This window comes from Rhizobium sp. KNZ2-6A (assembly GCF_056755475.1).
Map to the genome: position 1 here is coordinate 1 of NZ_JBNDIC010000065.1, position 20,654 is coordinate 20,654.

The following is a 20,654-nucleotide window of genomic DNA, read 5'->3' on the forward strand; positions in this document are numbered from 1 at the left end:
ATCGTATGCCGCCCGGCACAGGCGTTTGTGCAATCGTACCAACGCGTCCAACATAAAGAGAGATGAACGACAATGGGCCTTGAGCAGGAGCTTGCTGATTTCAACGCGAGGTTCGCGGCAAGCGCACTCCCGGTGCAGCAGCATTTTTGAACGCGAGGATCGAGGAACTAACCATTGGCTTTCCGTTCGATCGCGTTCCCAAACCCGGTGATCTGGCCCCAGAATTCTCCTTGCCTGGTGTAACGGGCGAAACGGTCTCGTTGCTTGAGACACTGGCCGGTGGTCCGGTTGTGCTCACCTTTTACCGTGGCGCCTGGTGCCCGCACTGCAATATTCAGCTCGCCGCCTACGAGTATGCCTTGCCCGCCATAGCAGGTGGCTGCCTTATCGCTATTTCGCCGCAAAAGCCGGATGGCGCCCTGTCGACGACGGAAAAAAACAATCTCACTTTCGATGTCCTCAGCGACATCGGCAATATGGTCGCGCGAAAGTTCGGGCTTGTCTACAAACTGCCCGACGATCTTAAGGCAGTTTATTCTTCGTTCGGTGTCGATCTCGCAGCGATCAATGGAGACGACAGCTGGGAGTTACCCTTACCGGCAACGTTCGTGATCGGTCGTAGTGGCCGTGTGCAACTTTCCCACGCCGAAACTGACTACCGCAAGCGTCTGTCTCCGGAAGCAATAATCGACGCACTGAGGGCGGCTGAAGTTCCCTCGGCGGAAACGGCCTGACCTGAAGAAGAAGCGAGGTAAAACCATGAATCTCGAAGGAAAGCGTGTACTCGTCACCGGTGGCTCCAGCGGCATCGGCTTCGCCATTGCTCGCGCCATGCTGGCGAAAGGGGCTCGTGTCGCAGTTACCGGACGAAACTCGGAGCGCCTGGCTCAGGCTGTAAGGGATCTTGACGGGGGGCAGCCGGTTACAGGCATTCAGGCAGATGTCGCCACCACGGAAGGCCGGTATCGGTCCCTCGGCAAGGCCGTCGAGGCGCTTGGCGGGCTTGATGTTCTCGTCAACAACGCTGGCGGCGTGCGCGCCGGTCGTCTTGAGACGACGACGGAGGTGGAGATAAGGACGATGGTCGAGGTCGATCTTGTTGCTCCCATTCTCTTGACGCAGGCTGCTCTTCCCCACCTGCGCGCATCTGGCGACGGACTTGTCGTCACCGTCACGTCCGGCATCGCGCTGATCGGTGCGCCATTCTACTCCACCTATGCGGCGGTAAAGGCGGGGCTCTCGCGGTTCGGCGAGGCTGGGCCGAGAGTTGAAGGGCGAGGGGGTCCATGTCTTGACTCTCTATCCCGGCGCGACGGATACCCCGATGGGGCAATCCTCCAAGGCCGGGCCAGAACTTGGGTTCACAAATGAGCCGGCGGAGGCCAATGCCTTGATTGAGGGGATTGAAGCCAATTCGCTCGAGGTGATCCGCGGCGGAGAGACGCGCGCGAAGATGATTGCGACCAACAGGGATGATCCGGCCGCGATCGATGAACGTTTTCTGACGACGAAATCCGCACTCGAAGAGGCGGTCAGCGGCCATTCGGCGCTCTGAAGGAGGAAGTGATCATGACCAAGGTAGCATTGTTCGTGCAATTGAAGGCGAAGCCCGGAAAGGAAGAGGAAGTCGCAGGCTTCCTCAAGAGTGCGCAAGCCCTGCTCGCCCAAGAACCGCTCACCGTCGCATGGTTTGCGGTTCGCTTCGATAGGTCCACCTTTGGCATTTTCGATGCTTTCGACGGAGAAGAAGGTCGCCAGGCCCACCTCCAGGGCCAGATCGCCGCCGCCCTGATGGCGAATTATGATGAGCTCTTCGAGGGGCCGCTCGAGATAAAGCAGCCGGACGTCCTCGCCGATCGCCTTACCCACTAACAAAGGTCGATCCGGAGCTGGGCGAGGCCCAGCTCCGGATGCGTCAGCAACGCGCTTTGATCTTCTATTCCTGACGGAGCCCGAATGATCCGCTTCTATTTTCACCGGACGCCCAATCCCGCAAAAGTTGCCCTCTTCCTGGAAGAAGCGGCCTGCCCTATGAGACGGTCCCCGTCGACACTAGCAAGGGCGAGCAGCATATGCCAGCGTTCCGCGCCATCAATCCGAATGGCAAGGTGCCGGCGATCGTCGACACTGATGGCCCAAGCGGAAAAGAGACACGCGTTTTCGATTCCACAGCCATCCTGATCTATCTTGCCGAAAAAACCGGCCAGTTTCTCGGCTCGCCGGAAGATCGGCCGGAGCTTCTCTCATGGCTCCTGTTTCTCGCTTCCGGTCTCGGGCTATTCTCCGGGCAGGCGGTCCATTTCCAACACGCGGCGCCGGAAGGCCTTGATTACGCCGTCAACCGCTATCGCCGTGAGGCCGAGCGTCATTATCAGGTCCTCAACCATCATCTCGAGGGTCGCGATTTTATCGTCGGAGATACTTATACGATTGCCGACATATCGGCCTGGGGATGGCTTGATCGGGCGCCGCGGATCCTCAAGGGGCTCGAGGACCCGCTTGCCGCATATCCAAACCTGAAGCGACTCTTTGAAAATGTCGATGCGCGTCCCGCCGTCTCTCGCGCCCGGGAAGTCGGCAAGGATCATTCCTTCAAACGCGTCAACGACGAGGAAACCAAACGGGCGCTTTTCCCGTCGAACTACCCGCCCGCGGCATGATCAGGAGTGGTCGATAATGGAGAACGAGATGTCAGCGACAGTGGGATATAATCCTCCAAAGGTCTGGACCTGGAACAAGCCGAGCGGCGGCGCCTTTGCAAGCATCAATCGCCCGATTGCGGGTGCGACACACGAAAAGGAATTACCCGTCGGTCGCCACCCCCTGCAGCTCTATTCGCTTGGAACGCCGAATGGCGTGAAGGTTACCATCATGCTCGAAGAGCTGTTGGCGCTCGGCCACAGCGGCGCGGAATATGATGCCTGGCTAATCAAGATCGGCGAGGGCGACCAGTTCGGCAGCGGTTTCGTCGACGTCAATCCGAATTCGAAGATCCCGGCCTTGCTGGATCGCAGTGGCCCCAAGCCGGTCCGCGTCTTCGAATCGGCTTCTATCCTGATGTATCTCGCCGAAAAGTTCGATGCCTTCCTGCCGACCGAGCAGCCGGCTCGCGCCGAATGCCTGTCCTGGCTGTTCTGGCAGATGGGTAGCGCGCCCTATCTCGGCGGCGGCTTCGGCCATTTCTTTGCCTATGCCCCGACAAAGATCGAATATGCGATCGATCGCTTCGCCATGGAAGTGAAGCGCCAGCTCGACGTGCTCGACCGTCGTCTTGCCGAAAGCGAATATATCGCCGGCAGCGACTACACCATCGCCGATATTGCGATCTGGCCGTGGTACGGTGGTCTTGCCAAGGGCTGGCAGTACGGCGCTGGCGAATTCCTGCAGGTGCAGGATTACAAGAATGTGCAGCGCTGGGCCGAGCAGGTCTATTCGCGTCCCGCCGTCAAGCGTGGCCGCATGGTCAACCGCATGTCGGGCGATCCGTCCGAGCAGCTGCGCGAGCGCCACCACGCCACAGACTTTGAGACCAGTACGCAGGACAAACTGACTGAGGCCGAAGTGAAGGATTAGCGGCAGTTTTGGTGTCGGGCTTTCGCCTACGCGATCGAGAGTTCAGGCCGGTTTTTCCCAAGGTCCGACGGCAAAGGCTTTTGCGATCAATCGGTGATGGCAGAAAGGATTGCCCCTCCTTTGGGGCGTTGTATCAGCACCGCTGTCTTCAAGCCGGTATCCGCCTCTGGTAAGGAAAACGAGGTTTTGCTTCCACCCCAGGTGCCGAGCCTTTCCAGGCGACGAACGACATGCGTATGCTGCAATGTCGCGCCGCTGTTTTCCCCCCGCGCAACCGGCACAGCTTCGACACGCGGATCGTAGCGCACGAGCCAGACATCGGCATTCCCGTTTTCAGAGCCGGCGCCGACTTCGATACGGTCATCGGTAAAGGCCAGTGCGGGGCCTTTCGGCGAAGGCGTTTCGGCAAGCAGGGATTCGACTTCGGGCAGGCTGTTCCCGACGGCGGTAGCCGTGCCGTTGAATATCATCTGGGGCGTATAGGGGCCGGGCTGCCTCAAGGCAGGCTCATAGGTGACCTGGCGCTCGGTAAACTCCGGCTTCCCGTATGTATCCTTCCAGCCGAGGTAGTCCCAGTAGGTGACGGAGAAGCTCAACGCGAGAACGTTCTTCCGACTGCTGATCTTGATGAGGTTGGCGTTGGCAGGAGGGCATGACGAGCAGCCCTGGCTGGTGAATAGTTCCACGACCGTCGGCTGCCGGTCCGCGGCGGCCGACGGCATGGCCGCAGTTGCTGCCAATGACGAAAAAAACATGAACCTGCCGATCCTGCCTGGATATTTCATGGTGCGATTCCCAATCAAGGCCACGCCGGAAAATCCGGGCGTTAGCGACAATTCGGCCGCGCGGTGAATATTGTTACGGCCTCACGACCAAGTGATCGGCAGCGCGATGGGAGACGGCGCTTCTGTTTTCGGACCGCACCGATGTAACGGCGGATCACTCTCTTGCGTATTGGGAACGTCACAACGAACATCCAAGGGAGTAATTATGATTCCGCTTCGCTCCATGTTCCTTGCCGCCGCTACAGCGCTCGGCCCGGTCTTGGCTATTCCGGCACTTGCCGAACCCGTCTCCTTCGATGCGATGGATGGCGTGAAGATTTACGGAGACTTTCGCCGGGCTGAAGGGCAACCGCGCGCAACCATTCTGTTGTTTCACATGGCAGGATCCAACAAGACCGAGTATGCACCCCTGGCGCCTATTCTCAACAAAGCCGGTTTTAACACCTTGGCCATCGACCAGCGGTCGGGGGGCGATCTCTGGGGCGACGTCAACAAGACTGCTGCGAAGGCAAGAGGTAGCGCCGATTTCGCCGATGCGATTCCTGATCTCGAGGCTGCGATTGCCTATGGCAGCATGCAGCATTTCGGGCCTGTCGCAGTTTGGGGATCGAGCTATTCCTCAGCCCTCGTGTTCATTGCCGCCGCTCGCCATCCCGACGTAAAGGCGCTGCTAGCTTTTTCCCCAGCCGAATACATCCAGGATTATTCGATCGAGAAGGAGGCGGCCAAGCTCACCATTCCAGTCTTCATCACATCCGCACCCGACGGCGGTGAGATAGCGAGCGGTGAGGCGCTGGCAAAAGCGGTGCCCGGCCACAGAGCGGTCCAATATATCCCGAAATATGGCGTGCATGGCTCGGCGACGTTGCGCACCGATGAGGACCCGCAAGGGGCTACCGAAAACTGGAAGCATGTCCTAGCCTTTCTCGACAGCGCCTTTCCACGCCGTTGACGAAAGCAGGCTCCTACCGAGCTTGATAGCGGTCATTATCCGATCGCTGACATCATTGCGCGCCAACCAAGTCGTTTTGATGCAAAGCTGCTCGCGCTGGTCAAGCCTAGCCGATCAACTTGCTAAGTTCAAAAAGGCTTGGCGACAGCGAGCCATGCGATGATCGCGAATGCCGAAAGGATGGCGAACGGAGCCGCCCCGAACAGCGGGTGGACAGGCTTTTCCTCCCGAAGCAACCTTTTCAGCGCCAGGCCTTCAAGGCTGTGCAGACAGCTGAGGAAGATGGCGGGGACCATCTTCAGAAGCAGCCAAGGTGAACTGTCCCAACCCCCACCGAAGGCCATCGTAAAACCTGCCACCCACACGACGGCTAGCGCGGGCGTCGTTACCAGCCCATCCCAACGCAAGACGGATTGGCCGAAATGACGGACGTCAGTCCCGTCTGGCGCATCAATCGCAATCCGCAATGCCAATGCCATCGCCAGCATGCCCGCGATCAGGGTGACAACGGCAAAGACGTGAAGCGCCTTGACGTAGAGATACATCAGCGCTCCCATTCCTCAATGCTGAAAAGATCAGGGATTTCTGCGAGCGAACGAACGGTAAAGTCTGCGGGATAGTCCAGCGCTTCGGCACTGCCGCGCAGAAGACCGTAAAGAATGCGCTCGTCCGTTCCAGAACGGGCCATACGCCCCGTGATGTCCTTGACGTCGAAGCGCGCCACCCGAACGACCGTGAACCCGAAACTCTTCGCGCCGCAGATATCAAATCCATTGGAGGATACGAAGACGACCTCATCGCGCGCGACGCCTAGCTCCTCCTCGACTAGCCTGTAGGCCGTTGGAGCGGGCTTGAAGACCCGCGCGGCATCGACGCTTAAAATATTGTCCAAACGCTGATCGAGGCCCGAGTTCGCAGTCAGACTGGACAGCATCGATCGGTTCCCATTCGAAAGGATTGCCCGTCGGCGGGGGTGAAGTCGCTCAAGGCAGGATCGAGCATCGTCATAAGGCTTGAGATCGAGATAGACGGCACCAACATCCTGAAGCACTTGGCTGTCGGCGCTCAGACCAAGCGAGCGAAGCGTGTAATTGAGAGAACGCAGTGTCAGCGACCAGAAATCCTCATATCGCTCCATCAGCGTCGCAAGCCACGAATATTCGAGCTGCTTCATTCGCCAGACGCTGGTGATCAGACTGCCTTTGCCCGGAAACGCCGCCTCGACCGTCGCTTCGACCGATTGCACGTCATAAAGCGTGCCGTAGGCGTCGAAGACGAAGGCCTTGAAGTTCTGGTTCACCTCTATCTCCTTTTGGCGTTTCGGCGGCATCCGACGCGTCGCTTAACTCGCAAGCGGCGCCGCCATCAAGATCAGGCTGCTGCGGTCGTGGCCAGCGACGATCCTGAAGAGCGAACCTGCCTTGACTGCGACGGGTTTGACAAATGGGTGCAGGACCTGCAGCCAGCCTCCGTCGGAGTAATCGTCTGGATGATTTGCAAACTCGATGCCATCAGCAAGATCGATCTTCATCCACTGCACCATTCCGGCAGCGGTGCCATCGGCGATGACAGGAATTTCGATGACGCGAATTTCCTCTGCGTGCTTCGGGCGCGTGAGGTCGATCGTCTGCAGTTCGATGTCCGGTGACAATCGTTTCCAATCGGTCATTGTACCGTGGATGGGCAATCGATTGGCGGCAAGCGGCGCGAATTCCGAAACGTCGAACCCCGACACGTCATCCACAAATGCGTATTTACTCAAGACCTCACTCTCGACAAGGCAACCAACCGCCGTCGCCGACCGCGGAATGACCGTCGCCCCCTCATTCACCAGGCGCGCATGGGCATCCTCGAAAGTGCTTAGAACGTCCTCCGCGAGAAGATCGCTCGACAGGATCTCCGACACCAGGATATCGGCTCGGGTTTCCAGATCCAGGCCGACGGTAAGCTCGGTCGACATTTTGTTGACGACGGTGATGCGATTGCCAAATCCATTCTGCGCGACAATCCGACTGGCAGTCTCCGCGATGAGAGGAACAGCTTCGCAGGTGACGATGTTTGTCGCGCCTGCCCTCGCTGCCATCATCGACAGCAACCCGCTGCCTGCTCCGATATCGAGAATCGGCGCAGCCGTGCCCCGCTCTTGAACGACTTTGGCGATTGCGGCCTCAAAGGCATCGTTGCGTCGGACGTCGTTCAACATCGGTATATGCCAGAAGGGAACGATCCTCGACGTCAGGCGGCGAATCTGATGTTGCGCCAGCACGTTTTCGGGCTGAAGGCCCGCCAGCCTGCGAAAGGCTTCGAGCGCCTCATTCTGCCGGTTTGCCTGCACGAGAGCGACCGCCAGATTGTTAAGCGCCACTGGATTTTGCGGTGATGCGCGGAGTGCAGATTCGAGGCATTCGACTGCTTCTTTGGCATTGCCCGTTTTGAGCAGGATCGCACCCTTCTCCAGAAGACCGACAAAATGATCCGGCTTCATGGCCAGAAGGTCGTTCCAATAGACAAGTGCAGCTTCGAGGCGCCCTCTGAGAGCTGCAACACCGGCAAGAAGCGGTAGAACGTCTGATACCCGATAACGGTAATCGAGCACCCGGCGGTAATGCTCCTCGGCATCTTCGAGTTTGCCTTCCGAATGAAACTTCATGGCCTCACTCAAAGACTTCCGAGCCTGAGCCAAGGCGAGTTCCGAGATTTCTGTCGTCATGAAAAAGCGTTCCCAGCAAAGATTTTTATTGTCCTTGCCGATACGCATGCGCGACCCGATTTGTTACATCGATCAGAAAAATTTCCTCTCAAGAAATAGCAGACCTAGAAAGCCCGATAACAACGGACGACGAGAAGGTTTAAGCCGTCGTGACTCTTAAAGACGCTGCATCTCAGAGTATGGCAGATGGCGTTGCCCGCTCGATTCCAGCGGCGTGCTCGAAGAAGGGGAACGTGAAGTCTATGCGTCATCACCGAGGAGGTTGGCGATAAGCCCGGTCCACCCTGTCTGATGTGATGCGCCGAGACCTTCGCCTGTATCACCGTGGAAATACTCATGGAACAGCAGATAGTCGTCGACGCCGCTCACATGTTTTACCGAAGGACGTCGCCCGTTTTCGTCCTTGAGGAAGAGGCTCTGCAGTCGTCTGGTCAATTCGTCCGCGACCTCTTCAAGATTGAGCATCGCACCAGAACCCACCGGGCATTCGACGCGGTAATCGACACCAAAATAGGCGTGAAACTTTCGCAAGGAATCAATCAGCAGGAAATTGACCGGCATCCAGATCGGGCCGCGCCAGTTCGAGTTGCCGCCAAATAGTCCAGTCTGCGCTTCTCCGGGGGTATACCCGGCGTCTACTTGCATGCCAGCAAAGTTCAGGCTGCATGGCTCTTCGAGATGAACTTTCGACATCGACCGAACACCGAATTCGGATAGGAACTCCCGCTCGTCGAGCATCCGTCGCAGAAGCTTTTTGAGCCGATCGCCGTGAAGCAGCGAAAGCAGCGATCGTTCGCCTGCTCCAGGTTCCGTCCAGCGCGGAACAAGATTGGCCAGTTGCGGGCGATGTTTTAAGAACCAGCGGAGCCGCCTGGAGAATTCCGGCAACTTGTCGAAGACAGCCTGATCGAGCACTTCCACTGCAAAAATCGGGATGAGCCCGACCATTGATCTGGCGGGTATCGGCTCAATCCGACCGTCGCGATTGTGCAAGACATCATAAAAGAAGCCGTCGGCTTCATTCCAGAGACCTTGCCCACTGCCCGCAACGTCTGCCATGGCACCGGCGATCGCCAGAAAATGCTCGAAAAATTTCGTCGCCATATCCTCGTAGACCGGGTCGGCCATCGCAAGTTCGAGCGCAATTCGCATCAGGTTCAGCGCATACATGGCCATCCAGGCTGTACCGTCGGCCTGATCGATGGAGGCGCCTTCAGGCAAAACTTCCGACCGGTTGAACGGGCTTATATTGTCCAGGCCGAGGAAGCCACCCTGAAAGATGTTGCGTCCGTCGTTGTCCTTGCGGTTGACCCACCACGTGAAATTCAGCATCAGCTTGTGGAAAATCCGTTTCAGGAAATCCGTGTCGGCCACACCTGTACGCTCACGGTCCATCTGATAGACCTTCAGCGCCGCCCACGCATGAACCGGTGGATTGACGTCGCCGAACTCCCACTCACAGGCCGGCAACTGCCCGTTGGGATGCATAAACCACTCACGTGTGAACAGGATGAGCTGGTCCTTGGCAAAAGCGGAATCGACAAGCGCCAGCGACACGCAATGAAAAGCGAGGTCCCAGGCCGCATACCACGGATACTCCCAGGTGTCCGGCATCGAGATGACGTCTGCGTTGTTGAGATGGTGCCAGTCGGCGTTCCGACCGCTACGCCGCTCCGTCGGGGGCTTGGGTTGGGCCGGGTCGCCATTCAGCCAAGTGGGCACATCGAAACAATAGACTTGCTTCGACCACAACATGCCGCCGATTGCCTGCCGTTGTACCCTCCGGGCATCCTCGTTCTTGATTCCGCCTTGAAGGGCGCCGTAAAACTCATCTGCTTCTTCGATCCGCTGCTGGAAAATTGCGTTGAAATCGGCGAAAGGTTGCATCGCCACGCCGTCCGGTCGCCACCGCACCCGGGTTTCAAGGCTTCCGGCGGGAGGAACCTCAAGACGAATGTGAGCTGCGGCTTTGCTGCCGCGGCCACTAGCACTCACGGCGTCCGTCTTGCCATCGACCACATAGTCATTGATGCCGTCCTTGAACGGTCCTACTCCGGCTGATCCGAAGAGTAGCGGTGCATTGGTTTCATTCTCGCAAAACAGGCGCTCGCCCTCCCGGTCAACGCTCCACCGCCAAGTTTTCTTTCCTGTCCGCAGCGCCAGTACGTCTCCGTCGGCTGTGCGTTCGAGAACGGGCCGCTCGCTTCCGTCTTTCCAGGACCAAGTGTTCCTGGCACAGACTTGCGGCAGCAGATGAATGGACGCCGCCGCGGCGCCGGCATTCTTTACGGTGACCCGCATGAGAATATCGTCGGGCGCCGCTTTCGCATATTCGATGGTCACATCGAAAAACCGATCATCGGCGAACACCCCTGTATCGCCGATTTCGTATTCCCGCTCGAACCGCGAACGTCCGCCATTGACGCGCACCAACTTGTCGTAGGGAAACGCATCCTGTGGATAGCGATAGACCATTTTCTGATAGGAGTGCGTCGGTGTCGCATCCAGATAGTGATAGACCTCCTTGACATCCTCTCCATGGTTGCCCTGCTCATTGCTAAGGCCGAAGAGCCGCTCCTTCAGGATTTCATCCCGGCCATTCCAAAGGGCCAGAGATAGACACCAGCGCATGCCCTCGTCGCAGAACCCACCAATCCCGTCCTCGCCCCAGCGATAGGCACGGCTTCGCGCATGTTCGAAGGAAAAGGCATTCCAGGCGTCACCGTCCGCGCTGTAGTCTTCGCGCACCGTTCCCCATTGACGTTCGGCAAGAAACGGTCCCCATCGCCGCCATGCCCTGCCTGGTTCCAGGAGGCGCCGTCCCTCTACCGTATCCAGAAGCGATCGTGGTTCTGCCTGCATGACCAATACCGAAAAAAATGAGAAAATCAGGGCCCCATCAAGCCCTGAAATCTAACCCTATCATTTTGTTTTGCGGATAGGCTTTGCCGCAGGCGCGGACATGTCGCGCTCTGCCTCCGTAACAGCACGCGCCTGATGCCAGTGCTCTTCGGCCTTGCCCTCCGGCTGACCGTCCTCCAGCCAAAGCATATAGGCGCGATGGCGGATATGGTCTTCGTCCAATTTTTTCGTCGGTTCGATTGCTTCTTCCATGACTCGTTCCTGTGTTTTTCGTCAGCCGCGCCACGCAGACTGCGGCGAGGATGGCTGTTCTGCGATCCCCACATCAATTTCGTGTAAATCGACGATATTGTTACATCAGAGGGCACAAATGCTGGCGACCAATCGCAGCATGGCGCGGGCGTCGCCACGGCCTACTGGGGACCCGTCACTGGGATCGGCTGCTCAATGCGTGAATCGGGAGAAGATGGTTTGCAGGCCGGAAAGGAGACCGACAACAACGACCGCGAAGATCACGTACCGCAGTTCTTCGAACGGCGTGCCGTTAAGATAATCCAGACCATAGCCCCATAACAACACGATCAGGCCAACCGAAAGGGTTGTGGCGGCAAGTCCGATGAAATGATGCTTTGGGTCTGTATTGCCTTCATTACTCACGCGCCCGCTCCATCGGTGAATCCATCCACTTTGAAGATCAGCAAATCGTCGCGTCTCTCGACCGTACCCTCCAGGACGACCGGCACGCCCGTCTTGTCGAGAAGGCGAGCCGGCATGGGTCCGCCGTTCGCAGAGGAGAGCAAAAAGAAAATATGTCCCTCGACCGGCGCAGTCGAGACGAAGACGGGTGGGACACCGCCGTTGATGCAGAGATTGGCGCAGGCCTTGTGAGCAAGGCCGTTGCCGGGCTTCATCGCCCCGCCGCCGCACTTCCCATCGCAGATCTCGCCTGTCAGCCGCCACCTGCCATGGCTTTCCGACGGGGATGGATTCGGCAAGGCGACCGCCTGCGGTTCGGCAGCCTTTAGATCGTCCCCTCCCCCGATCAGCAGCATTTCCAGGTCTCCGCGCTTGACGAAGACACCGCCGACTTGCGCGGCTTTCCCCGCCAGAGGCAACGCCCTGTCGTCGACGCCAAACTTGCCGGATCCTGCCAGCATGATGGCGCGTGCAGGTCTCGACCCGGTCGCCGGCACGCGCAGGACTGGATAAGGGCTGGTTTCCATCGTTCCGATCAGATGTTCACCGTGAAGTTCGTCGGCATAACTTCCCGTTCCGGGGCTCTCAGTATTGAGAGACAGAAGCACCGAGGCCGAGGCCATACCAGCGACGAAAAACACGATGAAGCCGATCATCATCGCCCTGACATCGGCGGGGACTTTTTTGAAATATCCAACGAAGAAGCCACGTTCGGTGGGTTTCAACATCAGGCTGTCCCCTCTTTGTTGGAGGTGGAGGGTAGGAATTCGGCCGGGATTGGAACAGGGTCGAGTTTCGTCCCCAACGGCAACGGTTCTGGATCGACAAGGACTTCCGAGCCCTGCAGCCGGATGCGATATTTGCGGATGCGTTCCCGGAACGGCGGTGGCGAGCAGCCGTCTTCGGGTCGATATTGATAGCCGTGCCATGGGCAGGTGATGAAACCGAGAACGACCTTGCCTTCGCTGATCGGTCCGTTCTGGTGCGAGCAGATATTCGAGACAGCCGACAGGCCACCCTTCGAACGAAAGACCGCGATGCGTTCGCCACCTGGAGACGCACCGATGATCGCCCTGCCCTCGGCAATCTCTGAGAGGTTGCCGACTACGATCCAGGGTTCTTCTGGCGCCCTCGCCGACGCCGCAACATCTACTCCAACCTCACGGCGCCCGGCGATCAGATGCAGAGTGCAGAGCAGCGCCAAACCTCCGACCAGGAGCAGCCCAAGGGCGAGATCGTGGCAATCGAGCAGTGCCCCGAGTGCCACATGCAATACGATCGCCGCGTACGCAAAATAGACACTCATGTGGATCGCCTTCCACAAGGGCGGCGTGAGGAACGAGAGCCAAAAGTCGTGGCTGGTCACCGCGAGCACAGCCAGAATGACAAGCGCAAAAACTCCGAAAAGCTCGAAGGGAAAGCCGGCGACGCTCGCGAAGCTGGTATTGCTGGTAAATAGGGCGGTCAACTGCGGCGTCGGACTATAGGAAAAATACCAGCCAAGCACATAATAGGCATGCGTCGCGGCAACGATGGCAGTCATCACACCGAAGTGGCGCCTGTTGTAAAGCAGCGGAATGAAGCGCGTATCGATGCGGGCGAGCGGTCCGATCGCCAGCACGATCGTCAGCATCAGCAGCGCCAGCGAACCGAAGGCGCGCATCCGTTGTGTTGGAAGATCGACATCGCGCAACGCCGGCGAAAGCAATGGTCCGGCTTTCAGAAAGATAAGGATATAGATCGCGATGCCGGCAAGCAGGACGCCATCGTAGATCATTTTGGTCCGGTTCCAGATGACCGGCTTGTAGGATACGCTCACGGTTGCCCTCCTCCAGCTGCCTTTCCCTCGAGACGGATTGCCGGTGCGTCCACCGGCAGTTTCGGAGCGCTTGCAAAGATGATGGCAAGCAGCAGCGGCAGAGCGACCGCAAGTCCGGTCCAGATCGCCGTATGGGCGCGACGATGGCGGCGCTGCATGTTACTGTCCTCCCTTTATGAGGCTCAGCCAGCGCCAAATGACGACAGGCCAAAGGAGAACAAGGCCTGGAATGAGGAGAGGCCTCACTGCATAGGCATCATGGGCGCCCGGATCGACCTTGTCGAAGCCATAAAGTAGAAACGCAGCGGCAATGATAAGCCCGATGCCGGCCCATAACATCAGCACTGCGAAAATCGGATCGAACATAAGCACCTCACATGCGGCCCGTTGCCGGAATCGCCGCGCCCGTGACGACGCCGCCAGCTGGCGAGACAAGAAAACCGATAAGCTTGGCGATATCCGTCGGCTGAACCCAACCATCCGTCTTGGCATTCGGCATCGCCGCCCGATTTTGCGGCGTATCGATCGTCCCGGGCAGGATACAGTTGGCGGTGATGCGTTTGTCGCGGTTCTCGGCGGCGATTGCCTCCGTCAGCCGGATGACAGCCCCCTTCGAGGCAGCATAGGCTGCCTGATTGGCACCAGCCTTCAATCCGGGTGCCGCTGCAACGTGGACGATACGGCCATAAGCCGCTTGCCGCATCGGCGCCAGGACCGCGGCGCTGATCGCATAGGCGGAGCGGGCATTCATCTGGAACATCTGGTCCCATTGAAGAAGGCCCAGTTCTCCGACTGGACCGGTCTGGAAGCCCCCGACGGTGTTCACAAGCGCATCGAGTCGGCCAAAAACTTCAAGCGTCCGTCGAACTGCGTCCTGGCAGGCGGAAATGTCCGTCAGATCGGTTCCTCCGATTTCCAGAAGTTCTCCGACTGAGCTTTTTTCCGGCGCGTCGTCGGCGCCGGAATTGCGTTCGACGGATACGACGCGCGCGCCGTTGCTCACGAGTTCCTTGACAACCGCGGCCCCCAGATTGCCGGCCGCACCGGTGACCATCACCACCATCGCGCTTTTCGAGACTTCATGCACGACAACGCCCCTCCATCGGCTGATCGATATTGTGTCTGCCGCGTCATACGGATCGCGTTACGGTTTTGTTACAGATGTTTTAAATTTTTTCAGTCTCATCGCGCAGCCGACGAAAATTGCTGCGCCAGCAAAAAAACTAGTGGAGCCGCTGTAACGAACCCGGTCGCGCGACCGTACAGGCCTTTGTCGGACCTGAATGTAGATCGAAGCCATCGAGATGAAGGTCTTCCGTCAAGGAGCAAACCAGATGAAACGCGATGCATACGGTCTCACAACCAGCACGGACAGCAATGAGGCGCAGCGGGCATTCGAGGGCGCTGTCTTCGGTGTGGCGACCCATCGCCCGAACACAGGTCCAGCGCTGCAGATGACGATTGCGGCCGATCCCCATCACGTTGCCGGTCACGCATTGAAGGGCTTTGCGAACCTGATCCTGGCGCGCTCGGAAACGGTGACGCCTGCCGCCGACGCATTGAAAGACGCCCGGGTGGCACTGGCCGCGAAAAGCGGCGGAACGGGTGATGAGCGTCTTCTCGTCAAGGCGCTTGAGGCCGCCGTCGACGGCTCCTTCTCCCGGGCCGCGGACCTCCTCGACTACGGTTTCGAAGATCGCCCAACTGTTTTCCTGCCGTTCAAGATCTCGCAAGCCCTGCGCTTCATGCTGGGCGATGCGGGCGGCATGTTAAGCGCGAGCACGAGAGCAGTCGGGAGCCTCGACCTCAAAAGCAGTGGCGCCGGCTTTATTCTCGGCTGCCATGCCTTCTCACTGGAAGAACATGGCCGTTATCAGGAGGCGCTCGACGTCGGGCAACGCGCCGTGGCGCTGCAGCCGGACGACTCCTGGGGGCTTCATGCGGTCTCCCATGTCTTCGAGATGCGTGGCGACACGAAAGAGGGCATCGATTGGCTCGAAGGAAGCCGGAAGGCCTGGTCGCGCTGCAACAACTTCTCGTTCCACATGGCCTGGCATCTGGCTCTCCTGCATCTGGAGCGCGGTGATCATGACCGTGTTCTGCAAATCTATGATGACGAGGTACGGCCTCAGCAGACCGACGATTTCCGCGACATGGCCAACGCCGTTTCGCTTCTCTGGCGCATGCAGCAATCCGGGATCCATGTTGGTGGCCGCTGGATGGATGCCGCTGAAATCGCCAATCGGCGCAAAGCGGATACAACGCTGATCTTCGCGGCTCTGCACAACCTTGCGGCCATGGTTGCGATTGATGATCGCAACGGTGTCGCAGAGCTCGTCGCTCAAATCGATGCCAAAGCACTCGGCATGGATGATCAGGCCCGCGTTGCAGCCGAAATCGGGGTGCCGATGGCCCGCGTATTGGCCGGGCTCGACGCGCCCGCCGACCAGCGAATGATCGACCGTATGGTGGCAAACCTGCCGAAGATCGGCGGCAGCAATGCTCAGCGCGACTTCTTCGTGCTTGCCTTGGCCAAGGCCGTCGGCCGCAGCGGCGACAATGCTGCGGTATCTCGGATCGGGCAGATCCGTCAGCGCCTGAAGGCAGACGATCGCCTCTTCCAGTCCATCGAGCAGTCCGTCGGGGTCAGCTTTTTGGCCTGAGAACTTCCCGAAAACAAGGAGAAATGTCATGACTATGATGGAAATGCAGAAGCCGGCAATCTTTCCGGAGATCCAACCGAGCCTGGCGCGCACGATCGTGCTGGCGGGCCTCGCAGCGGACATCACCTGGGAGATCTGGGCGCGCGTCATCACTCCGCTTTGGGTCGGGGGACCGCTGGAGCCTGCAGCTCTCGTCCAGTCCGTCTTCGGCTTCGACAATCTCCTGGCTGCCGAGGCCATTCACGCCATCGTCGGCATTATCTTCTATCCGATCGGCTATCTGTTCATCGCCCGGCCGCTGCAGCGACTGATCTTCCCGAGCCTGCCGCTAATCCTCACCGGCATCGGTTTTGGAACAGGCTTGTGGGTGTTCGCACTATACGTGATGGCCCATCTCTTTGCGGGATTGCCGCCATTTCTCGGCTTCATCACCCTGACCTGGGCCTCGCTCATCGGCCATATCCTGTTCGGTACCGTCGTTGCGTTCATCGTCCGCCTGACGGAACGCTGAAGGCGCCGTGGAGGAGGCCTGCCCGGTCCTACCATCCGCTGGGCAGGTTTCTCGTCTTAGAATAACCTCTACAAGGTGGCTCGTTTGAATGTCTCAATCCAGACCCCCGGATCGTGTCGCTGACATCGTTGCCAAAACCCTTCGTGCACATCAGGTGCGTCATGCCTTTGGTGTGCCTGGTGGTGAGATTGTCACACTGATCGACGCTCTGCAGGCGGCGGGCATTGCGTTCAACCTGACGCGTCACGAGACCTCTGCCGCCATTATGGCAGCAGGTGCCAGCACGATCAGCGGCAATCCCGAACTTCTGGTGACGACGGTCGGCCCAGGTCTTGCCAATGCCGTCAACGGAATCGCTGACGCCGTGCAGGAGCGGGTTCCGCTGATCGTGATTTCCGGGGTCGTCGATCGGGCGACACGGGCTCGCTATACGCATCAGGTGATCGACCACGCTCAGCTGCTGCGCCCGCTCGTCAAGGCATCCTTCGAAGTCGAGCCGGAAAGCGCCGCCTCCACTGTGGCGCGCGCCGTGGCAATCGCAACGACGGAACCCATGGGACCGGTGCATCTGGACCTTGCGCCCGCCGTCGCCGCAAGCTTGAGCCCAAGCTCGTTCGTTCCCAAGACGACAAAGCGCTTTACGACCCCTGCTTCCGTTACGGACCCGAGCGTGCGCTTTCTTGCGGAACGAATTCGCGCGGCCGAACGGCCCCTACTCCTGGTCGGCCTCGAAACTGCGCGCAACCAGGCCGGCCGCGCCCTGCAACATCTGGCGGAGACCATCGGAGCGCCTGTTATCACGACCTACAAGGCGAAGGGCATCATTCCGGAGGATCACCCCCTGTCTCTCGGCGCCGCAGGCCTGTCGCCGCTTGCCGACCGGGTCCTGCTTCCATTATTCGACAAGGCGGACCTGGTGCTTGCCTTCGGCTACGACCCGATCGAAATGCGGCTCGGCTGGCTCGATTTCGTGACCGATCAGACGAAGCTCGTCGATATTTCCGGAGTTCTTGCCGATCATGCCATGCATCACGCCGGCACGTGGATCTCAGCGGACACGAAAAGCATATTACAGGCGCTCAACGGCTCACTCGTCGAGCGCAAGAGCTGGGCGACAGGGGAGCCGGCGGGCGCAAAAGCAGAGCTCGATCGCCTCTTTTCGACCAGGGACACATGGGGGCCGCACGCCCTCGTCGATCACCTGAACGAGGCAGCCGGGACAGATGGTCTGGTCACGGTCGACAGCGGCGCCCACCGAATTCTTCTCTCGCAGAAATGGCGCGCCGCTACACCGCTGTCTCTCCTCCAGTCCGCTGGATTCTGCACGATGAATGCAGCATTGCCGCTGGCAATCGGCGCCAAGGTCGCCGATCCCTCCCGCCGGGTGTTTGCTGTCATGGGTGATGGTGGCCTGGAGATGGGCATCGGCGAGCTGGCAACCCTTCGCGATCTTGACCTACCGCTGACGGTCGTCGTGTTTCAGGATCGCAGCCTCGCGCTGATCGCGATGAAGCAGGCGTCCGCCGGCCTCGCTCCAGCGGGCGTCGCGCTGGGGGAAACAGATTTTGCTGCCGTTGCCAAAGGGTTCGGCGGCTATGGTGTGAATGTGGAGACAATCGATGACTTCCGTACCGAGCTTGAGGGTGCCGACCACCGGCCGGGCTTCAGCCTCATTGCCTGCAGGTTCGATGCCAGCGCCTACGACGGCGCTTTCTGATCCCCACCTGGCGGCAAAGTCGGCCGGCACGAAAGTCAAGCGTGCCCGCGATCCGCGCCTCGACTTTTTCCGTGGCATCGGCATGCTGATCATCCTGCTCGCGCACATACCAAGCGACGGTTGGGCGCTCTGGATTCCCGCCCGCTTCGGGTTTTCGGACGCTACAGAGATGTTCGTCTTTCAGTCTGGCATGGCCTCCGCTATTGCGTTCGGCTCGACCTATGATCGGAACGGTGCCATCGCGCTGGTTGCCCGCGTGGCGCAGCGCATCTGGCAGATCTTCTGGGCGCACATCGCCGTCTTCATCGTGGTCGCCGCCATCATGGTGGTCGCCGGAACGCGCTATGATGGTGTCACCTATGTCGACAGCCTGAACCTCGTACCGTTCATGAAGGATCCGGGCCACCAGCTGGTCGGCTTGCTGACGTTGACCTACGTGCCGAACTACTTCGACATCCTGCCGATGTACATCGTTATCCTCGCCCTGCTGCCGGTGATGATCTTCGCGTCCAAAGTTCACCAAGCCCTGCCGATTGTTCTGATGACTGCCCTGTGGTTAGCCACGCAGTTCGACCTGACGCATCTGCCGGCCGAGCCATGGTCCGACCGCCCCTGGTTCTTCGATCCGTTTGGATGGCAGTTTCTGTTCTTCGCCGGTTTCTTCCTGATGCGCGGCCACCTGCCGGCGCCGGCCTATGACCGCCGCCTGATGATGCTTGCCGTCGTTGCCGTTGTCGCGACAGTGCCGTTTGCCTGGGTTCGTTTCCAGGAGGTTCATCCGTTCTTCCAGATGGCCGCAACGACAATCGCGCCGCTGACGGACAAAAGCGATTTCGGCATCTTGCGCTTCGTTCATTTCATGGCGCTTTGCTACGTCGCCGTCCATGTTGTCGGCGAAAATGGCGCACGGCTGCGCGGTCCGCTCGTCCGGGTCCTGACGGTCGTGGGCCAGCAATCGCTCGCGGTCTTCATTACCGGCATGGTCATCGCCCAGCCGATCGGCATCGCGCTCGATCATGCCGGCCGCACGACAGGCGCGGAGGTGGTCGGCAACCTCTTCGGGTTCGCGACCCTGATTGGTACCGCCTATCTCGTTCGCTGGTTCAAAACATCCCCTTGGAAATCGTGAGGCATCGATGTCCGCTCATCAGAAAGCCGCCAGCCTTGAGGGTCTGCGCGTCCTCGATCTCTCGCGTATCCTGGCTGGACCGACGGCCACGCAACTCCTCGCCGATCTCGGCGCCGACGTCATCAAGGTTGAACGACCTGGCTCCGGCGACGATACCCGCAGCTGGGGTCCACCCTTCGTCCCGAGCGCCGATGGCAGCGACAGCGATCTCAGCGCCTATTTTCTTTCTGCCAACCGCAATAAGCGATCGATCGCCATCGATCTTGCGAGCGACGAGGGCGCGAGCGTTGTCAAACGCCTCGCGGCAATTTCCGATGTCGTCGTCGAAAACTACAAGCCGGGCGATCTCGCCCGCCGCAGCCTTGGTTATGACGACATCAGGAAGATCAAGCCGGATATTGTCTGGTGCGCGATCTCCGGCTTCGGCCAGACGGGCCCCTACGCCGACCGCACTGGCTACGATTTCCTGATCCAGGCGATGGGCGGGATCATGAGCATTACCGGTGACAGCGACGCGAACGGCGGTCGCCCCGTGAAGGTCGGTCTCGGGATCGCCGATGTCATGTGCGGCATGTATGCGACCGTCGGCATCTTGGCTGCCCTCCGCCACCGTGACCGGACCGGCGAAGGCCAGTACATCGATCTCGCGCTCTACGATGCGCAGGTTGCGTGGTTGATCAATGCCGCGACGAACCATCTAGTCTCCGGCAAGGTACCCGGGCGGATCGGCAACAGGCATCCGAACATCGCGCCCTATCAGACCTTCAAAACGGCGAACGGAGATATCGCAATTGCAGTCGGGAACGATCAGCAATTCGCCCGTTTCTGCCAGGCCATCGGCACACCCGAACTTATCAACGACGGGCGCTTCGCGCGCAACCGCGACAGGGTGATCAACATTGATGCGCTTGACGAACGTGTAACCGATGCACTGCGAGCCGACACGGCAGAAAGCTGGGAGCGGCGACTCATCGCAGCCGAAATTCCCGCAGGTCGAGTGGCGACAATCGATCAGGTGCTTTCAGATCCGCACACGGTGGCGCGCGAGATGGTCGTGGAAATGGAAAAGGAAGAAGCGCAGCCGCTAAGGCTTCTGGGTAACCCTCTCAAGATGTCGGCGACGCCGGTGCGTTTCGATCGCGCTCCGCCGCATGTCGATCAGGATCGCGACGATATAATGCAGATGCTGCGCATCCGTGAAGACGAACGCGCAGCGCTGGAGCGGTGATAAAGCGAT

Annotated in this window: 23 protein-coding genes and 1 pseudogene; 12 read left to right on the plus strand and 12 right to left on the minus strand. The window is 59.4% G+C overall.

Annotation, left to right across the window (positions count from 1 at the left end; translation table 11 throughout):
• The first annotated feature begins 146 nt into the window (after positions 1-146).
• From ACPYOP_RS29150 to yghU, 6 genes and pseudogenes are all read left to right on the plus strand, one after another.
• Positions 147-734 carry a peroxiredoxin-like family protein gene (locus ACPYOP_RS29150; protein ID WP_481413734.1) on the plus strand — a complete coding sequence of 196 codons (588 nt, stop codon included), beginning with the start codon at positions 147-149 and terminating at the stop codon, positions 732-734.
• Between the two features lie 25 nt (positions 735-759).
• A complete protein-coding gene (locus tag ACPYOP_RS29155; RefSeq protein ID WP_481413735.1) occupies positions 760-1,371 on the plus strand; it encodes an SDR family NAD(P)-dependent oxidoreductase in 612 nt (203 codons plus the stop codon).
• 19 nt (positions 1,372-1,390) lie between these two features.
• Positions 1,391-1,555: a hypothetical protein gene (locus ACPYOP_RS29160; RefSeq protein WP_481413736.1), complete on the plus strand. Its 165-nt coding sequence runs from the start codon at positions 1,391-1,393 to the stop codon at positions 1,553-1,555.
• A 14-nt stretch (positions 1,556-1,569) separates the two neighbouring features.
• The gene (locus ACPYOP_RS29165) at positions 1,570-1,872 is read left to right on the plus strand and encodes a putative quinol monooxygenase (protein ID WP_481413737.1); all 303 of its coding nucleotides are present in this window, start codon (positions 1,570-1,572) and stop codon (positions 1,870-1,872) included.
• 84 nt (positions 1,873-1,956) lie between these two features.
• Positions 1,957-2,660, plus strand: a pseudogene (locus ACPYOP_RS29170) (glutathione S-transferase family protein).
• Positions 2,661-2,688: 28 nt separating this feature from the next.
• Positions 2,689-3,573, plus strand: coding sequence for a glutathione-dependent disulfide-bond oxidoreductase (gene yghU / locus ACPYOP_RS29175; RefSeq protein WP_481413738.1), 885 nt, complete (start codon positions 2,689-2,691; stop codon positions 3,571-3,573).
• Between the two features lie 86 nt (positions 3,574-3,659).
• Here the strand turns inward: yghU and ACPYOP_RS29180 are convergent, their stop codons facing one another.
• Positions 3,660-4,328, minus strand: coding sequence for a DUF1223 domain-containing protein (locus ACPYOP_RS29180; RefSeq protein ID WP_481413739.1), 669 nt, complete (start codon positions 4,326-4,328; stop codon positions 3,660-3,662).
• 235 nt (positions 4,329-4,563) lie between these two features.
• Between ACPYOP_RS29180 and ACPYOP_RS29185 the strand changes: the two genes are divergently transcribed.
• The gene (locus ACPYOP_RS29185; RefSeq protein ID WP_481413740.1) at positions 4,564-5,310 is read left to right on the plus strand and encodes an alpha/beta hydrolase; all 747 of its coding nucleotides are present in this window, start codon (positions 4,564-4,566) and stop codon (positions 5,308-5,310) included.
• Between the two features lie 128 nt (positions 5,311-5,438).
• On the opposite strand, the gene ACPYOP_RS29190 is transcribed toward ACPYOP_RS29185, so the two are convergent.
• The 11 genes from ACPYOP_RS29190 to ACPYOP_RS29240 form a co-directional block, all read right to left on the minus strand.
• A complete protein-coding gene (locus tag ACPYOP_RS29190) occupies positions 5,439-5,855 on the minus strand; it encodes a CopD family protein (RefSeq protein ID WP_481413741.1) in 417 nt (138 codons plus the stop codon).
• A complete protein-coding gene (locus tag ACPYOP_RS29195; RefSeq protein WP_481413742.1) occupies positions 5,855-6,610 on the minus strand; it encodes a haloacid dehalogenase type II in 756 nt (251 codons plus the stop codon). Before ACPYOP_RS29195 ends, ACPYOP_RS29190 begins: the two co-directional genes overlap by 1 nt.
• 42 nt (positions 6,611-6,652) lie before the next feature.
• Positions 6,653-7,960 (minus strand): class I SAM-dependent methyltransferase, encoded by a 1,308-nt coding sequence (locus tag ACPYOP_RS29200; RefSeq protein ID WP_481413743.1) that lies wholly within the window; start codon positions 7,958-7,960, stop codon positions 6,653-6,655.
• Between the two features lie 300 nt (positions 7,961-8,260).
• Positions 8,261-10,882 carry an MGH1-like glycoside hydrolase domain-containing protein gene (locus ACPYOP_RS29205; protein ID WP_481413744.1) on the minus strand — a complete coding sequence of 874 codons (2,622 nt, stop codon included), beginning with the start codon at positions 10,880-10,882 and terminating at the stop codon, positions 8,261-8,263.
• Positions 10,883-10,942: 60 nt separating this feature from the next.
• Positions 10,943-11,134 carry a DUF2934 domain-containing protein gene (locus ACPYOP_RS29210; protein WP_481413745.1) on the minus strand — a complete coding sequence of 64 codons (192 nt, stop codon included), beginning with the start codon at positions 11,132-11,134 and terminating at the stop codon, positions 10,943-10,945.
• 192 nt (positions 11,135-11,326) lie between these two features.
• Entirely contained in the window at positions 11,327-11,539 is a 213-nt protein-coding gene (locus ACPYOP_RS29215; protein WP_481413746.1) for a hypothetical protein, read from the minus strand.
• The gene (locus tag ACPYOP_RS29220) at positions 11,536-12,306 is read right to left on the minus strand and encodes a hypothetical protein (RefSeq protein ID WP_481413747.1); all 771 of its coding nucleotides are present in this window, start codon (positions 12,304-12,306) and stop codon (positions 11,536-11,538) included. Before ACPYOP_RS29220 ends, ACPYOP_RS29215 begins: the two co-directional genes overlap by 4 nt.
• On the minus strand, positions 12,306-13,397 hold the full coding sequence (locus ACPYOP_RS29225; RefSeq protein WP_481413748.1) for a Rieske 2Fe-2S domain-containing protein: 1,092 nt from the start codon (positions 13,395-13,397) through the stop codon (positions 12,306-12,308). The genes ACPYOP_RS29220 and ACPYOP_RS29225 overlap by 1 nt, the downstream gene beginning before the upstream one ends.
• Complete coding sequence (locus ACPYOP_RS29230) at positions 13,394-13,555, minus strand: hypothetical protein (protein WP_481413749.1); 162 nt, start codon at positions 13,553-13,555, stop codon at positions 13,394-13,396. Before ACPYOP_RS29230 ends, ACPYOP_RS29225 begins: the two co-directional genes overlap by 4 nt.
• Before the next feature lies 1 nt (position 13,556).
• Positions 13,557-13,763 carry a hypothetical protein gene (locus ACPYOP_RS29235; protein WP_481413750.1) on the minus strand — a complete coding sequence of 69 codons (207 nt, stop codon included), beginning with the start codon at positions 13,761-13,763 and terminating at the stop codon, positions 13,557-13,559.
• A 7-nt stretch (positions 13,764-13,770) separates the two neighbouring features.
• Positions 13,771-14,451 carry an SDR family NAD(P)-dependent oxidoreductase gene (locus tag ACPYOP_RS29240; RefSeq protein WP_481413762.1) on the minus strand — a complete coding sequence of 227 codons (681 nt, stop codon included), beginning with the start codon at positions 14,449-14,451 and terminating at the stop codon, positions 13,771-13,773.
• Between the two features lie 280 nt (positions 14,452-14,731).
• Here ACPYOP_RS29240 and ACPYOP_RS29245 point away from each other — a divergent pair, with 280 nt between their 5' ends.
• From ACPYOP_RS29245 to ACPYOP_RS29265, 5 genes are all read left to right on the plus strand, one after another.
• Entirely contained in the window at positions 14,732-16,060 is a 1,329-nt protein-coding gene (locus tag ACPYOP_RS29245; protein WP_481413751.1) for a tetratricopeptide repeat protein, read from the plus strand.
• Positions 16,061-16,088: 28 nt separating this feature from the next.
• A complete protein-coding gene (locus ACPYOP_RS29250; protein ID WP_481413752.1) occupies positions 16,089-16,571 on the plus strand; it encodes a hypothetical protein in 483 nt (160 codons plus the stop codon).
• Positions 16,572-16,659: 88 nt separating this feature from the next.
• A complete protein-coding gene (locus ACPYOP_RS29255) occupies positions 16,660-18,288 on the plus strand; it encodes a thiamine pyrophosphate-binding protein (RefSeq protein ID WP_481413753.1) in 1,629 nt (542 codons plus the stop codon).
• Entirely contained in the window at positions 18,260-19,417 is a 1,158-nt protein-coding gene (locus ACPYOP_RS29260; RefSeq protein ID WP_481413754.1) for an OpgC family protein, read from the plus strand. The genes ACPYOP_RS29255 and ACPYOP_RS29260 overlap by 29 nt, the downstream gene beginning before the upstream one ends.
• A 7-nt stretch (positions 19,418-19,424) precedes the next feature.
• The gene (locus ACPYOP_RS29265; protein ID WP_481413755.1) at positions 19,425-20,645 is read left to right on the plus strand and encodes a CaiB/BaiF CoA transferase family protein; all 1,221 of its coding nucleotides are present in this window, start codon (positions 19,425-19,427) and stop codon (positions 20,643-20,645) included.
• The last annotated feature ends 9 nt before the right edge of the window (positions 20,646-20,654 follow it).

What these genes read in the sequence shown, in the direction of transcription:
- ACPYOP_RS29155 (WP_481413735.1), top strand. Translation starts at nt 760, where the DNA reads ATGAATCTCGAAGGAAAGCGTGTACTCGTCACCGGTGGCTCCAGCGGC.
- ACPYOP_RS29165 (WP_481413737.1), top strand. Translation starts at nt 1,570, where the DNA reads ATGACCAAGGTAGCATTGTTCGTGCAATTGAAGGCGAAGCCCGGAAAG.
- yghU (WP_481413738.1), top strand. Translation starts at nt 2,689, where the DNA reads ATGTCAGCGACAGTGGGATATAATCCTCCAAAGGTCTGGACCTGGAAC.
- ACPYOP_RS29180 (WP_481413739.1), bottom strand. Translation starts at nt 4,328, where the DNA reads ATGTTTTTTTCGTCATTGGCAGCAACTGCGGCCATGCCGTCGGCCGCC.
- ACPYOP_RS29185 (WP_481413740.1), top strand. Translation starts at nt 4,564, where the DNA reads ATGATTCCGCTTCGCTCCATGTTCCTTGCCGCCGCTACAGCGCTCGGC.
- ACPYOP_RS29190 (WP_481413741.1), bottom strand. Translation starts at nt 5,855, where the DNA reads ATGTATCTCTACGTCAAGGCGCTTCACGTCTTTGCCGTTGTCACCCTG.
- ACPYOP_RS29200 (WP_481413743.1), bottom strand. Translation starts at nt 7,960, where the DNA reads ATGAAGTTTCATTCGGAAGGCAAACTCGAAGATGCCGAGGAGCATTAC.
- ACPYOP_RS29205 (WP_481413744.1), bottom strand. Translation starts at nt 10,882, where the DNA reads ATGCAGGCAGAACCACGATCGCTTCTGGATACGGTAGAGGGACGGCGC.
- ACPYOP_RS29210 (WP_481413745.1), bottom strand. Translation starts at nt 11,134, where the DNA reads ATGGAAGAAGCAATCGAACCGACGAAAAAATTGGACGAAGACCATATC.
- ACPYOP_RS29220 (WP_481413747.1), bottom strand. Translation starts at nt 12,306, where the DNA reads ATGTTGAAACCCACCGAACGTGGCTTCTTCGTTGGATATTTCAAAAAA.
- ACPYOP_RS29230 (WP_481413749.1), bottom strand. Translation starts at nt 13,555, where the DNA reads ATGCAGCGCCGCCATCGTCGCGCCCATACGGCGATCTGGACCGGACTT.
- ACPYOP_RS29235 (WP_481413750.1), bottom strand. Translation starts at nt 13,763, where the DNA reads ATGTTCGATCCGATTTTCGCAGTGCTGATGTTATGGGCCGGCATCGGG.
- ACPYOP_RS29240 (WP_481413762.1), bottom strand. Translation starts at nt 14,451, where the DNA reads ATGGTCACCGGTGCGGCCGGCAATCTGGGGGCCGCGGTTGTCAAGGAA.
- ACPYOP_RS29245 (WP_481413751.1), top strand. Translation starts at nt 14,732, where the DNA reads ATGAAACGCGATGCATACGGTCTCACAACCAGCACGGACAGCAATGAG.
- ACPYOP_RS29250 (WP_481413752.1), top strand. Translation starts at nt 16,089, where the DNA reads ATGACTATGATGGAAATGCAGAAGCCGGCAATCTTTCCGGAGATCCAA.
- ACPYOP_RS29255 (WP_481413753.1), top strand. Translation starts at nt 16,660, where the DNA reads ATGTCTCAATCCAGACCCCCGGATCGTGTCGCTGACATCGTTGCCAAA.
- ACPYOP_RS29260 (WP_481413754.1), top strand. Translation starts at nt 18,260, where the DNA reads ATGCCAGCGCCTACGACGGCGCTTTCTGATCCCCACCTGGCGGCAAAG.
- ACPYOP_RS29265 (WP_481413755.1), top strand. Translation starts at nt 19,425, where the DNA reads ATGTCCGCTCATCAGAAAGCCGCCAGCCTTGAGGGTCTGCGCGTCCTC.